Source organism: Pseudonocardia zijingensis (genome assembly GCF_042657305.1).
Lineage (GTDB): Bacteria > Actinomycetota > Actinomycetes > Mycobacteriales > Pseudonocardiaceae > Pseudonocardia > Pseudonocardia zijingensis.
In genome coordinates, this window is sequence record NZ_JBHSKO010000028.1 from 29278 (window position 1) to 43924 (window position 14647).

General features: G+C 74.5%; 8 protein-coding genes. All 8 read right to left on the reverse strand.

The genetic code is table 11. The annotated features are described in order from the left end of the window. Positions 1 to 17: 17 nt before the first annotated feature. The 8 genes from ACFPL3_RS35520 to ACFPL3_RS35555 all read right to left on the reverse strand — a co-directional run bounded on the left by ACFPL3_RS35520 (position 18) and on the right by ACFPL3_RS35555 (position 14265). Complete coding sequence (locus ACFPL3_RS35520) at positions 18 to 1172, reverse strand: uroporphyrinogen-III synthase (RefSeq protein WP_343945335.1); 1155 nt, start codon at positions 1170 to 1172, stop codon at positions 18 to 20. Beyond that, a complete protein-coding gene (locus ACFPL3_RS35525; protein ID WP_343945334.1) occupies positions 1169 to 1567 on the reverse strand; it encodes a nitrite reductase (NAD(P)H) small subunit in 399 nt (132 codons plus the stop codon). Before ACFPL3_RS35525 ends, ACFPL3_RS35520 begins: the two co-directional genes overlap by 4 nt. Then, positions 1564 to 4131, reverse strand: coding sequence for a nitrite reductase large subunit NirB (nirB, locus tag ACFPL3_RS35530; protein ID WP_343945333.1), 2568 nt, complete (start codon positions 4129 to 4131; stop codon positions 1564 to 1566). The genes ACFPL3_RS35525 and nirB overlap by 4 nt, the downstream gene beginning before the upstream one ends. After that, a complete protein-coding gene (locus ACFPL3_RS35535; protein ID WP_343945332.1) occupies positions 4128 to 5597 on the reverse strand; it encodes an FAD-dependent oxidoreductase in 1470 nt (489 codons plus the stop codon). Before ACFPL3_RS35535 ends, nirB begins: the two co-directional genes overlap by 4 nt. 120 nt (positions 5598 to 5717) lie before the next feature. Beyond that, positions 5718 to 7784 (reverse strand): molybdopterin oxidoreductase family protein, encoded by a 2067-nt coding sequence (locus ACFPL3_RS35540; RefSeq protein ID WP_343945331.1) that lies wholly within the window; start codon positions 7782 to 7784, stop codon positions 5718 to 5720. Beyond that, positions 7781 to 9154 carry a nitrate/nitrite transporter gene (locus ACFPL3_RS35545; protein WP_343945330.1) on the reverse strand — a complete coding sequence of 458 codons (1374 nt, stop codon included), beginning with the start codon at positions 9152 to 9154 and terminating at the stop codon, positions 7781 to 7783. Before ACFPL3_RS35545 ends, ACFPL3_RS35540 begins: the two co-directional genes overlap by 4 nt. Before the next feature lie 151 nt (positions 9155 to 9305). Further along, complete coding sequence (locus ACFPL3_RS35550) at positions 9306 to 10127, reverse strand: TIGR02569 family protein (protein ID WP_343945329.1); 822 nt, start codon at positions 10125 to 10127, stop codon at positions 9306 to 9308. Positions 10128 to 10473: 346 nt separating this feature from the next. Further along, complete coding sequence (locus ACFPL3_RS35555; RefSeq protein WP_343945328.1) at positions 10474 to 14265, reverse strand: hypothetical protein; 3792 nt, start codon at positions 14263 to 14265, stop codon at positions 10474 to 10476. Between the last annotated feature and the right edge of the window lie 382 nt (positions 14266 to 14647).

Sequence of the window (14647 nt, forward strand, 5' to 3'; positions counted from 1 at the left end):
GGTCGTGTGCGAGCGGCTCACAGGCAGTGCCCGTCGGCGCCGGCGTCCACGGACAGGCGGTAACCGCGCTTCACCACGGTCTGCACGAGCTTGGGCCGCCCGAGCGCGCTGCGCAGCCGCGCCATCCCGGTCTCGACGGCGTGCTCGTCGCCGCTGCCGCCGGGGAGGGCCCGCAGCAGCTCGGCCCGCGACACCACCCGGCCCGCCCTGCGGGCGAGCACCCGCAGCAGGGCCATCCCCGCGGGCGGCACGGTGCGCAGCTCGCCGTCGATGAGCACGGCGTGCCCGCGCAGCTCCAGCACGTGCCCGGCCACCGGCAGGCGGCGCGCGCGAGCCGGCAGCTCGGCCTCCAGCTGGCGCACCATCGCGCCGAGCCGGGAGCGCTGCGGCTGCACGGTGCGGACGTCCAGCGCTTCGAGGGGAGCGGCCGTGACGGGCCCGACGCACAGGGCGAGCACCGGCCCGCGCAGCGCGTCCAGCAGCGGACCGCGCACCCCGCGCTCGTCGGCCCGGGCCAGGATGCTCGCCGCGGCGGGTGCGCTCGTGAAGGCGAGCACGTCGACGCCGCCGCAGAGGACGGCGTCGATCAGCCGGTCGAGCGGGCCGAGGTCGGCGGGCGGCACCCACCGGTACACCGGCACCTCGATCACCTCGGCGCCCGCCATCGACAGGGCGTCGACGACGTCGGGCAGGGGCTCGCCGTGCAGCTGCACGGCGATGCGCAGCCCGTCGACCCCCAGCTCGAGCAGGTGGTCGAGCACCTCGGCGGACGACTCGGACGGCGGCGACCACGCGTCCACGAGCCCGGAGGCGCGGATCGCGCCGCGCGCCTTCGGGCCGCGGGCGAGCAGCCTGCCGGAGCCGAGCGCGGTGAGCAGGTCCTCGGCGATCCCCCACCCCTCGGCGGCCTCGACCCAGCCGCGGAACCCGATGCCCGTGGTGGCCACGGTGACGTCCGGCGGGCGGGCGATGAGGGCGCGGGTGGCGTCGGCGAGCTCGGTGTCGTCGGCGACGGGGACGATCCGCAGCGCGGGCCCCTGCTGCACCACCGCCCCGCGCCGCTCCAGCATCGTGGCGAGCTCCTCGGCGCGCCGCGCGGCGGTGACTCCCACGGTGAACCCGGCCAGCGGCGGTACCGCGGCCACGGCGGTGGTGGCGGCGGCGGCCGTCATGGCAACCCGACCTGCAGCCACCCGTCGACCACCCGGACCGGGTACACCGGCACGCGGACGCCGGGGTCGTCCAGGCACTCGCCGGTGGCGAGGCTGAACGGCTGCTTGTAGACGGGCGACACCACCACCGGCACCCCGCCGCGGTCGCCGACGATCCCGCGCGACAGCACCGCGGCCCCGGAGAACGGGTCGACGTTGCCGATCGCGTGCACGGTGACTTTCCCGCCCCCCTGCCCTTCGGGCCCACCCCCCATGCCGTCTGCCAGCCGGAAGAGCGCCACCTGGATCGGTTCGCCACCGCCCGCCGACAGCAGGGCCGCGGCCCCGCGCTCGGGGAACAGCCGCTCCAGCGGGCACACGGTCTCCCAGCGCAGACCGATCAACTCCGCGGTCATGCGCGCACCGCCGGCAGACCGAGCGTGACGGGCACCGGCTGCCCGCGCTCGCTCACGAACGAGATGGTCGGATCGGGGGTGTCAGGGGCGTTGACGAACGACACGAACCGCTCCAGTTTCTCGGGGTCCTCCAGCACGCCGCGCCACTCGTCGGCGTACCCGGCGATGTGCGCCTCCATCGCCGCCTCCAGGTCGGCGCAGATGCCGAGCGAGTCGTCGACGATCACGGCGCGCAGGTGGTCGAGCCCGCCCTCCATGCCCTCGATCCAGGAGGCGGTGCGCTGCAACCGGTCGGCCGTGCGGATGTAGAACACGAGGAACCGGTCGATCAGCCTGATGAGGGTGTCGGTGTCGACGTCGGAGGCGAGCAGCTCGGCGTGCCGGGGCGTGAACCCGCCGTTGCCGCCGACGTAGAGGTTCCAGCCGGTCTCGGTGGCGATCACCCCGAAGTCCTTGGAGCGGGCCTCCGCGCACTCCCGGGCACACCCCGACACCCCCGACTTGATCTTGTGCGGGGCGCGCAGGCCGCGGTAGCGCAGCTCCAGCGCCACGGCGAGCCCGACCGAGTCCTGCTGGCCGTAGCGGCACCACGTGGTGCCGACGCAGGACTTCACCGTGCGCAGCGCCTTGCCGTACGCGTGCCCGGACTCGAAGCCCGCGTCGACCAGGCGCCGCCAGATCGCGGGCAGCTGCTCGACCCGGGCGCCGAACAGGTCGATCCGCTGGCCACCGGTGATCTTCGTGTAGAGGCCGAAGTCCCGGGCCACCTCGCCGATCGTGATCAGGCCGTCCGGGGTGATCTCGCCGCCCGGGATCCGCGGCACCACCGAGTACGTGCCGTTGCGCTGCAGGTTGGCGAGGAAGTGGTCGTTGGTGTCCTGCAACGCGGCCTGCTCGCCGGACAGCACGTGCCCGGTGCCGAGCGAGGCCAGGATGGACGCCACGGCGGGCTTGCAGATGTCGCAGCCACGCCCGGTGCCGTGCTGCGCGATCAGCTCGGAGAACGTGCGGATGCCGGTGCCCGCGACGATCTCGAACAGCTCGGCGCGCGACACCGCGAAGTGCTCGCACAGCGCCTTCGAGACCTCGACGCCTTCCTGGACGAGCAGCTTCTTGAGCATCGGGACGCACGACCCGCAGCTGGTGCCTGCCCGCGTGCAGGCCTTCAGCGCCGGGACGTCGTGCGCGCCGCCGCAGATCGCCTCGCGCAGCGCACCCTTGGTGACGGCGTTGCACGAGCAGATCTGCGCCGAGTCGGGCAGCGCGTCGGCACCGAGCTCCACCCCGCCCGGGGCGATCATCGCCACCGGGTCGGCAGGCAGCGGAGACCCGACGAGCGGGCGCAGCGTGGCGTACCTGGACGCGTCGCCGACGAGCACCCCGCCCAGCAGCGTCTGCGCGTCGTCGCTCACCACGAGCTTGGCGTACGTGCCCGCCACCGGGTCGTTGACGACCACCTCGAGCGCGCCCGGGGTGCGGGCGAGCGCGTCGCCGAAGCTCGCGACGTCGACGCCGAGCATCTTCAGCTGCGTCGACATGTCCAGCTCGGCGGGCGTCATCGTGGCGGAGCCGCCGAGCAGCCGGTCGGCCACCACCTCGGCCATCGCGTACCCGGGCGCCACCAGCCCGTACGTGCGCCCCTCGAGCGCGGCCACCTCGCCAACGGCCCACACGTGCGGGTCCGGGGTGCGGCACGCGGTGTTGACGAGCACGCCGCCGCGCTCGCCGAGCGGCAGCCCGGCCTCGCGGGCGAGCCCGTCGGCGGGCCGGATGCCCGCGGAGAAGACCACGACGTCCGCGTCCAGCTCGATGCCGTCGGACAGCGACGCGATCAATCTCACCGGCGGGGATCCGCCTTGCTCCGCGGCGGCGTTCCCCCGCCGGACACGCGTTGGCAGCCGCCCGCGGTCCTCGGCGATCCCGGTGACGGACACGCCGCAGCGCACCTGCAGGTCCTCGGACTCCACGAGCCGCCGCAGCACGGCGCCGCCACCCTCGTCGACCTGCACGGGCATGAGCCGGGGTGCGATCTCGACGACCTGCGGGGACAGCCCGAGCAGCCGCAGCGCCCGCGCCGCCTCCAGCCCGAGCAGGCCACCGCCGACGACCACCGCCGAGCGCCTGCCCGGCCCGGGCGCCGCCACCGCGCGCTCCGCGGCCGCCATGATCGCGTCGAGGTCGTCGAGAGTGCGGTAGACGAAGCAACCGGGCAGGTCGCGGCCTGGCACGGGCGGCACGAACGGCACCGACCCGGTGGCGAGCACGAGCGCGTCGTAGGGCAGCTCCCGCCCGGACGCGGTGCGCACGACCCGGGCGTCGCGGTCGAGCGCCACGGCCGGGTCGCCGAGGTGCGACACGACCAGCGGGTCGTCGACCACCGGCAGCGTCAGCTCCTCGGCGCTCTTGCCGTCCACGTAGGACGAGAGCGCCACCCGGTCGTACGCCGGGCGGGTCTCCTCGCCGAGCACGGTGACGCGCCAGGTGCCACCGGTGTCGCGGTCACGCACCGCCTGCACGAGGCGGTGCCCCACCATGCCGTTGCCGACGACGACGAGTTCCTTCACGCGGCTCCCTCCTCGGGGACGGGGGTCAGCGTCGGGGTGTCGCTCAGCGGATCGGCGCTGCCGAGCCAGTCGCAGATCCCGCGCACGGTGTCGCCGCAGCCACCACATCCGGTGGTGGCGCGGGTGGCCCGGGCGAGCGCCGGGACGTCGGTGTGGCCTGCGCGCCACGCGGCGACCAGTGCTCCCTTCGTGACGCTGTTGCAGCGGCAGACCACCGCGGACGCCGGCAGCCGTCCCGGGTCTGCGGTCTCCGGCGCCCCGGGCAGGGCGCGGCCGAACAGCAGCCCCAGCCGGTCGGTGGGCGCGGGCTGCCCGGTGTCGTAGTACTGGATCATCGAGGCCGCCGCCTCCGGCAGGCCGATCATCGCGCCGCTCACCACGCGGTCGCCGTGCAGCGCGAGGGTGGCGTAGCGGCCACCGTGCGGGTCGGCGAACCGCAGCACCTCGGCGCCGTCGTCGCCGAGCACGGCCGGGTCACCGACCGTGGCGAGGTCGACGTCGCGCGCCTTGAGCCGCGTGACGGCGCGGGTGCCGCGGTAGCGGGCGGCGGGGTCCGTGCCGGTGATCAGGTCGGCGAGCACCGCGGCCTGCTCCCAGCCCGGCTGCACGAGCCCGGCGGGAGTGCCGGGGTGCTGGGCGCAGTCGCCGATCGCGTGCACCCGCCCGTCGGAGGTGGCGAGGCGGTCGTCGACGAGCACCCCGCGGTCGACGGCGATGCGCGCGTCGGCGGCCAGCCCCGTCTCCGCGCGCACGCCCGCGGCGACCACCAGCGCGTCCGCGTCGATCAGCTCACCGCCCGCGCCACGCAGCCCCGCACCCGGGTCCCACGCCACCGCGGAGAACCCGAGCCGCACGTCCACGCCGAGGCGCGCCATCGTGGAGGCGAGCACCTCCCCGGCGCCCGCGTCCAGCTGGCGCTCCATGAGGTGCGGGGCGGGGTGCGCCACCGTGACCCGTACGCCCCGACCGGCGAGCCCGCGCGCGGCCTCGCAGCCGAGCAGCCCACCGCCCAGCACCGCGAACCGGGCCCCCGGGCGCGCCATGGCGATGATGCGTTCGCAGTCGTCGAGGTCGCGGAAGGTGACGACCCGGTCGTCGTCGAGGCCCTCCAGCGGCGGCAGCCAGGCCCGGCTGCCCGTGGCGAGCACCAGCTCGTCGTAGCGCACGGCCGACCCGTCGGAGCACCGCACCAGCCGGGCGTCCCGGTCGATCGCCGTGACCGTGACGCCCGCCCGCAGGTCCACCCGGTGCCGCGCGGCCCAGCCCGGCGGGTGCAGCTGCACGGCCTGCGCCGTGAGCCCGCCACCGAGCACGGTGGACAGCAGCACCCGGTTGTAGGCCGGTCGCGGCTCGGCCCCGAGCACCGTGAGGCGCACGCGCGCGCCGTCGGGGTCCCGGCGCCGCACCTCCTCGGCGAACCGGGCCCCGACCATCCCGTGTCCCACGACCACGACCCGTCTGCTCACGCCGACCGACGGTAGGTAGCGGGAGTTACGCGCGTGGGGCGGTTCGTGACGGCGAGGTAACGCGGCTCGCACATCGCTCACCCGCCCCCGTGAGCCGGCCGCGCGGTGTGACCCGGGCACCTACGCCGGCTCCAGCCGCACGGCGCTCACCTTGAACTCCGGCATCCGGCTGATCGGGTCCAACGCCGGGTTGGTCAGGCGGTTGGCCGCCTGACCAGCGCCGAAGTGGAACGGCAGGAACACCGTGTCCGGCCGCAGGGTGGGCACGCACCGCACCCGCGCCTGCGCCGTGCCCCGCCGCGACACCACCACCGCGAGGTCCCCGTCGGCCAGCCCGGAGCGGGTCGCCGTGTCCGGGTGGACCTCCACGAACGACTCCGGAACCACGCCGGTGAGCTCCGCCACCCGCCGGGTCTGCGCGCCCGACTGGTAGTGCACGAGCACGCGGCCCGTGGTGGCCCGCAACGGGTAGTCGGCATCGGGCAGCTCGGCCGACGGGGTGTGGTCGACCGGCACGAGCCGGGCCCGGCCGTCGGCGTGGGCGAACCGCTCGGTGAACAGCCGCGGCGTGCCCGGGTGGCCCGGCTCGGGGCAGGGCCAGTGCAGCGCCTCGCCCGCGTCGAGGCGCTCGTAGCTGATCCCCGAGTAGTCGGCGATCCCGCCCGCGGACGCCGCGCGCAGCTCGTCGAACACCTCCCGGGGTCCGCTCGGGAACCCGGCCACGCCGAGCCGCGAGGCCAGCCCCGACACCACCTCCAGGTCCGTGCGCACCCCGTCCGGCGGCGGCATCGCGCGCCGCCTGCGCAGCACCCGCCCCTCGAGGTTGGTCATCGTGCCCTCCTCCTCCGCCCACTGGGCGACGGGAAGCACGACGTCGGCGGCCATGGCCGTCTCACCGGGCACGACGTCGGCCACGACGAGCAGGTCCAGCGCCGCGAGCCGCTCGGCCACGGCACCCGCGTGGGGCGCCGACACGAGCACGTTCGAGCCGAAGACGAGCAACGCCTTCGGGCCGCCGCGCCGCCCGAGCGCGGCGAGCAGTTCGGTGGCGCTGCGCCCGGGGCCGGGCAGCCGGTCCGGGTCGACACCCCAGACGCCCGCGACGTGCGCCCGGGCGGCCGGGTCGCTGATCGAGCGGTACCCGGGCAGCTGGTCGGACTTCTGCCCGTGCTCGCGCCCGCCCTGGCCGTTGCCCTGCCCCGTGATCGTGCCGAAGCCCGACCCCGGGCGGCCGGGCAGCCCGAGCGCCAGCGCGAGGTTGATCCACGCGGAGACGGTGTCGACGCCGTGGGCGTGCTGCTCGGCACCGCGCGCGGTGAGCACGTAGCGCCGCCGCGCACCGGCGAGCAGGCCCACCGCGGCGCGCATGTCGGCCACCGGCACCCCGCACACCCGTTCGGCGCGCTCCGGCCACCACTGCGCGGCGATCCGCCACGCCTCCTCGAAACCGGTGGTGCGCTCCTCCAGGTAGTCGGCGTCCAGGTGCCCGTCGATCACGGCGATGTGCAGCATGCCCAGCGCCATCGCCAGGTCCGTGCCGGGCACCGGCTGCAGGTGCAGCCCACCCGAGGCGAGCGCCCGTTCCGCCGTCGGCGTGCGCCGCGGGTCCACCACCACGAGCCGCGCGCCCGTGAGGTGCCCCATCAGCGGCGGCATCGTCTCCGCGATGTTCGCCCCGGCCAGCAGCACCACCTCGGCGTCGTCCAGATCGGACACCGGGAAGGGCAGGCCCCGGTCCACGCCGAAGGCCCGGTTCCCGGCGGCCGCAGCCGACGACATGCAGAACCGGCCGTTGTAGTCGATCTGCGACGTGCCGAGCGCGACCCGCGCGAACTTGCCGAGCAGGTAGGCCTTCTCGTTGGTCAGCCCACCCGCGCCGAACACGGCGACCGCATCGGGACCGTGCTCCGCCTGCAGCTCGCGGACGCGGGCGGCCACGTGCCCCAGCGCCGCGTCCCAGCTCGCGACCCCGAACGGGGCCGAGCGGTCCGAGCGCACCAGCGGCGCGGTCAACCGCTCGGGGTGGGCCAGCAGGCTGCCCGACGTCCAGCCCTTCTGGCACAGCCCGCCCCTGTTGGTCGGGAAATCGCGCCCGTCGACGTCCCCGCCGGCACCGACCCACTGCCCGCACTGCAACGCGCAGTACGGGCAGTGGGTGGCGACGCGCGGGGTGGCCGCGACCGTCACACGCCCGCGAGGGCCACGTGGGCCGGGGCCGGGCGCAGGTACACCGCGTACGTCACCGCGATGCACACCACGTAGAACGCGAGGAACGACCAGAAGGCGGGGTCACCGGACTGCGCCGTCATGAACGACTGCCGGAAGGCCAGGTTGATGAAGAGGCCACCCAGCGCGCCGACCGCACCCGCGATGCCGATCACCGCGCCGGACAGGCGCCGCGCACGCAGGTACGCCTGCCCCGGGTCGGCCCCGTCGCTCTCGATCGCCACCCGCGCCTGGCCCCGGAAGATCGCCGGGATCATCTTGTACGTGGAGCCGTTGCCCACCCCGGTGAGCGCGAACAGCAGCACGAACCCGACCGTGAACAGCGCCAGCGAGTCGGCGGCCGACGCCGCGAGCACCACGAGGGTGGACACACCCATGCCCACGAAGTTGTAGAACGTGATCTTCGCGCCGCCGTACCGGTCCGCGAGCCACCCGCCGACCGGACGGATCACCGACCCGAGCAGCGGGCCGATGAACGTCACGGCCGCCGCCTGCAGCGGGGTGCGGCCGAACTGGTTCTGCAGCACGAGCCCGAACGCGAAGCTGTAGCCGATGAACGACCCGAACGTGCCGATGTAGAGGAACGACATCACCCAGGTCTGCGACTCCCGCACCGCCTCGGAGAACGCGCCCGTGTCGTTGCGCATCGAGGTGATGTTGTCCATCTTGATGGCGGCGAAGGTCGCGGCCACCACGATCAGCGGGATGTAGATGCCGAGCAGGATCCCCGGCGCCGACGTACCGGCCGTCGCGATGATCAGCAACCCGACCAGCTGGATCACCGGCACGCCGATGTTCCCGCCGCCCGCGTTCAGCCCCAGCGCCCAGCCCTTCTTCGCCTCCGGGTAGAACGCGTTGATGTTCGCCATCGACGAGGCGAAGTTGCCCCCGCCGAGCCCGCCCACGGCGGCGACGACGACGAACACCCAGTACGGCGTGCCCGGCTGCATGACGAACGCGGCGAGGACGGTCGGGATCAGCAACAGCGCCGCGCTCACGACCGTCCAGTTGCGGCCGCCGAAGCGGGCCGGAGCCATCGTGTAGGGCAGCCGCAGGATCGAGCCCACCAGCGTCGGCACCGCGACGAGGAAGAACTTCCCGGCTGCGTCGATGCCGTACTCCGGGCCCATGAACAGGACGAGCACCGACCACATCGTCCAGATCGAGAAGCCGATGTGCTCGGACAGAATCGAGTACCACAGATTGCGGTTCGCCACCTTGGCCCCGGTGCGCTCCCAGAAGGTGGCGTCCTCCGGGTCCCAGTGGTCGATCCAATGCCCGCGCCGCAGCGATGAGCGTGCGGGGGGTGCGTCCGGTGCCGTGGTCGTCACGCCCGTCCTCCTGGTTCGTCGGTCGGCGCGACGCTATGCACGGGCCGTTACCGACCCGTCGGTTCGATGTGACGAGGACGCAAACCAGCGCTCACGGCGAGCCTGCCCCGGAGGTGAGGTCCGGCGCAGGTGGATCGCGGATGAGCTGCCGCTACAGGAGCGGGCCGATGGCGCCCGCGGCCCGCTGCAGGCCGGCGAGCGTGCGCGGCGAGCCGTCCGGGTGCTGCGCGTGCAGGGCCACGCGGTGCAGCAGGGCACGCAGCAGCATCTGCGGCCACTCCTCGAGGTGCGACCACCGCTGCGGCAGCTGCTCGTCGCCGCCACCCCACGCCAGCGCGTCGACGACGATGACCGCGGCCGCCCACTGCGGCGGCCGCCAGCACGGCACGAGGTCGATCACGGCAGGCACACCGTGCTCGTCGAACAGGACGGCGCCGAACAGCTCCGGGTGCACCAGCTGCGGGGTGATCTGCACCGGCTTGCGGAACTCGGCCAGCTGCGCGTACAGCTCACCGCCGGTGGCCGGGTCGAGCGTCAACCGCCGCTCCCCGAACGCCCCCGCCGCGGACCGGGTGACCAGATCGTCCCGGTCGTCGAGGAGCCGGGGCCGCGACACGCTCGCCGTGGCGGCGTGCAGCCGCACCGACGCCTCGATCACCTCGTCGTAGCGCGGCTCGACGTAGCCGGGGATGTAGCGGCACGCCGCCCAGCCACCGACCACCCACCGCCCGTCCGACGAACGCAACGGGCGCGCGATGCGCACCCCCTCGACCTGGAGACCGTCGAGCACGGCCGCGGACCAGGCCGCCACCACGTTGTCCGGAACGGGACGGACGAGCACATCGCCGCAGTGCCATGCACGCCTGCCCGCCCACACGACCGGACGCGGTTCGACGTCGTTCACGCCGAACGCGGTGCGGACGTGCGCGGGCAGGGTGGTCCCGGCGGGCGGCAGGACGGGCGCAGCGGTCACGGCATCGCACGCTACCTGCGCCGCGCCGCCGTTCCGGGGTGCCACGCGGGGCGCGTCGCCGTGCCCCGCGATCGGGCGGTGCGGCGCTCGTTGATCACGCGGTGTTGCCGTCCCTGATCAGGTGACACGGCCCGTCCCGGCCGAGCCCGGCGCCCATGCCGCCGTACGAACGGCACACCCGTACCGCTCTATCGCACCAAAGTGCCGCTCGTACACGCAGGACACGGATGACCACCCGTTCCGGCCGAGCCGACGCAGCCACGGAACCGTACGAACGGCACACCCGTACCGCTCTATCGGACGAAGGTGCCGCTCGTACACGCAGGTCGCGGGTGATCAGGGGGAGTCAGTCGTCGTCCCCTCCGTCGCCGCCATCGTCGTCGCCGCCATCGTCATCGTCGCCGCCATCGTCGTCCCCGCCGTCGTCATCGTCGTCGGAGTCCTTGTCGTCGTCCTTGTCGTCGTCCTTGTCGTCGTCCCGGTCGTCCGAGTCCCGGTCGTCATCGGAATCCTTGTCCCGCGACCGCTTGTCGTCGTCGGAATCCTTGTCCCGCGAGCGCTTGTCGTCGTCGGAGTCCTTGTCCCGGTCGGAGTCCTTGTCCGAGTCCTTGTCCCGGTCCGAGTCCTTGTCCCGGTCGGAGCCCTTCTCGCGGTCCGAGTCCTTCTCGCGGTCCGAGTCCTTCTCGCGGTCCGAGTCCTTCTCGCGGTCCGAGTCCTTGTCCCGGTCCGAGTCTTTGTCCCTGTCCGAGTCCTTCTCGCGGTCGGAGCCCTTCTCGCGGTCGGAGTCCTTCTCGCGGTCCGAGCCCTTCTCGCGCGACTCCTCGTCCGAACGGTTGTCGGAATCACGGTCCGACCGCTCCTCGGACGACTCCCGGTCCCTGCCCGAGTCCTTCTCCGAGTCCCTGTCCGAGTACTCCTCGGACGCGTCGCGGTCCGAGTCCCGGTCGTCGTCCCGGTCGTCGGAGTCCCGGTCGTCGGAGTCCCGGTCGTCGGAGTCCCGGTCGTCGGAGTCCCGGTCGTCGGAGTCCCGGTCATCGGAGTCCCGGTCGGAGTCGTCGCGGTCGGAATCATTCCGGTCGGAGTCGCGGTCGGAGTCGCGGTCGGAGTCGTCGGCCAGCGCCGCCCAGACCGCGGCCTCGAGCTCGTCCTCGTCCCACCCGTCGAGCGCGTCGGAGTCGGAGTCCGAGTCGGAGTCGCGGTCGGATGATTCACCCGACGAGTCGTCGTCGCGTGAATCCCGATCCGGAGCGTCACCGTCCGAGTCGCGGTCGGAGCTGTCCCGGTCGGAATCGCGGTCCGAGTCCCGGTCGTCGTCGGAGTCGTCCGACTCGGAAGCGGCCGCCAGCAGGGACCCGATCCCGGAGGCGCCCAACGCCTCGAGCACGCGGGCGGCCCGCTCGGCGTCGTCGTCGGAGCGGGACGAGTCGTCGGAGTCCGACCTGTCCCCCTTGCGGTCGTCGCCGGAGCGGTCCTCCCGGCCCCGGTCGGAGCCGCCGGACCGGTCCCGCTCGGAGTCGTCGCCGGACCGCTTCCGCTCCCCTGAGCTCGTCCGGTCGGCGTCTCCGCCGCGACGGTCGTCGTCCTTCTTCTTGTCGTCGTCCCCGGTCAGAGCCCCGCCGACGGACTCGACCACTCCCGTGACGCCACGGCCGCGCCCGGACGAGTCCGAGTCGTCGTCCCCGTCATCACCGCGGCCGTCGCCGCGGCCGTCCCCGTCGCGGTCGGATGCGCTCGGCTTGCCTGCGGACCCGCTGCCACGGTCGGCGCGGCTGTCGTCGTCATCGTCATCTCGGTCGTCGCCGTCCCGGTCACCGCCGCCGAACAGGCCGCGCAGCGGCCCACGACCACCGGAGTCGTTCTCCTCGTCCGAGTCGCCGTCGTCGGAATCGCCGTCGTCGGAATCACCGTCGTCCGAACCCCCGCCGTCCGAACGACTGCGGTCCCCACCGCGGTCGGCCGAGTCGCCGCCGAGGAGGCCACCGAGGGATCCGGCGATCCCGCCCGGCCCGCGGCCACCGCCTGAGCCGGGGCCGGTCCCCGAGCCGCCGTCCGTGCCGCCGTCCGTGCCGCCGTCCGAACCGCCGTCCCCGGCCCGTTCGCTCGGGCCACCCCGCTCCCGGCCGCCGGAGTGCTCGCCGTCCGAACCGCCGCCGAGCGCGTCGCCCACGGATCCGAGGGCGTCACCCAGCGGGTTCCGGCCACCCGACCGGTCCTGGTCCCCGCCGGGCTGCCCGGCGCTGGGGCCGTCCTTCTCGCCACCGTCCGCGCCGCCCCGCTGACCGGGCGGATCGACCGTGCCTCGGCCGCCCTCGTCACCGGGACCGCGCTCGTCCTGTTCCCGGTCGCCATCACCTCGGGACTCGCCGCCGAGCGCATCGCCCAGCTTGTCCAGCGCGTCCCCGACCGGCCCACCGGGACGCTCCCGCTCCCCACCGCCCTCGTCACCGGGACCGGCGCCACGGGCCTGGTCGCCCGGACCGGCGTCGCCCCGCTTCTCGCCATCGGCAGGCCCGCCCGGTCGCTCCCGCTCCCCGCCCTCTTCACCGGGACCGGTGTCGCGGCCGCGCTCGCCCTGCTCCCGGTCGGGACGACCCCGGGACTCGCCGCCGAGTGCATCACCCAGCTTGTCCAGCGCGTCCCCGGCCGGCCCACCGGGGCGCTCATCACCCGGATCGGCGCCACGAGCCTGGTCACGGGGCCCGCCGCTCTTGTCACCGGGACCCGGGTTCGCCCGCCCCTCGTCCTCGCGGGAGGCATCCCCCTTCGACCCCGGCCCGTCGCCGTCGCCGCTGTCGCGCAGCGACTCACCGAGCGGGCCGAGGGCGTCGGCGAGCGGCCCGCGGCCGGGCCCGTCGGCCCGGACGTCCGGGCGGTCCTCGTCGTCCCCGGAGTCGCGGTCCTCGTCGTCGGGGTCGTCGTGATCCGCAGCCTCGTCGCCGGGCCCGCGGGGATCCGGCGGCGCACCGTTGGACGTGTCCTCGCGTTCCCGGTCCTCCTGCTCGTCGCGTGCGGTGACGTCGGGCAGGTCGGGCAGCGGGTTGCCCTGCGGCTCGCGCTCGTCCGACCGGTCGCGGTCCGACCCGTCGGAGTCGCCCTCGTCCCGATCTTCGTCGTCGCGATCCTCGTCGTCGCGATCCTCGTCGTCGCCCTCGTCGTCGCCCTCGTCGCTCTCCTCGTCGCGGTCCTCGTCGTCACGGTCCTCGTCGTCGCGGTCGCCGTCCGACTTGTCGCGGGAGGGTGGGCGCTCGACCGCGTCGCGGACGCGCTCGCTGACCTCGGTGGTCTCCTTCTCGTCGTCGGGCAAGGGGGTGCGGACGGCGCTGTCGACGCCGCGTTCGAGGTCCTCGAGCTCCTCGCGCTTGGCCCCCCGCTGGCGCAGGCGGAGGTCGCGCTGTTCGTCGAGGGCGGCGATCTCGGACGACGCCCGGGGGTTGCGCCGCCGGTCGGGCGGGGTGTCGGCGAGCGCGTCCTCGACGGCCTGCAGGTGGCGCTCGGTGCTCTGCAGCTCGGAGCGGGCGCGGTCGAGCGAGCGGTAGGTGTCGATCTGCGACCGGAGGGTCGCCTTGCGCCGTTCGAGCAGGGCCTTGCGCTCCTGCAGGTCCTCGAGCGCGGGCGGGGTGATCGCGCGCCGCTCCGGCGGGAGGCCCGCCCACATCCGTTCGGCCTGCGTGAGCGTGTCGAGCTGGGTGTCCAGGGAGGCGAGGGTGATCTGCGCGTGCGCGAGCCACTCGGTACGCGGGTCGACCCCGGGTGGGGTGGAGACGGCCGGTGGTGGCGCGACGGGTTCGGACGCGGTGAACAGGTAGCTGGCGGCGAGCACGCCCGCCGCGCCGACCACCGCCACGGTGCGTCGCCGCCGGGCCGTGGTCCTGCTGGTGGCCCCGACCGAGCGGGACGCCACCGCCCGGGCCCTGCGCTCTGCGCGCTGCGCCTCGGTGATGGCCCGCTGCTCGCGCACACCGTGCGGGACGGGGAGCTGCTGCTCCTCCTCCGAGGGCTCGAGGAGCCAGGGAAGGGCGGCGGCGAGGCGCGCCTCCTGGCCCGACTGCGCGGCGGCCCGGCGCGCCTGCCGTGCGGCCGCCCGGTGGGCGGCGGTGCAGTACCGGCGAGGTGGACGACCGGGGATGTCCTCGATCACTTCGTTGCACCCGGGCAGGGCGCAGCGTCTCGCGTTGTCGTCCACCGTGTGCGACCCCCCATCGCCGGGTGACGGAAAGGAATGCCGGAACCGGGACGGCCCGTGTTGTACGCCGCCGGCGCACCCCGACAACACGGTGCCGCTGATCGGTCTTGATCTTCCGGCTCCGGAACGCTACTCGGCACTCGTCCGGGTGTCACTGCTCCGTTCGACCAACACGACGACGCGGAGATGATCACTTTGCGTGATCGAGAATGGTCCGATTGCGCCATTCGGGCGCGCCTTCCCGTGCGCGGACCAGACGACATTGCATCCGTCCAGAACGGACGTCCGGAAACGCACGACGGCGCCCCCTCCGACCAGGTGTCGGACCGGGGGCGCC

Bases quoted from the DNA above. Each gene is read 5' to 3' on its own strand.
- ACFPL3_RS35520 (WP_343945335.1), bottom strand. From the start codon at position 1,172: ATGACGGCCGCCGCCGCCACCACCGCCGTGGCCGCGGTACCGCCGCTG.
- ACFPL3_RS35525 (WP_343945334.1), bottom strand. From the start codon at position 1,567: ATGACCGCGGAGTTGATCGGTCTGCGCTGGGAGACCGTGTGCCCGCTG.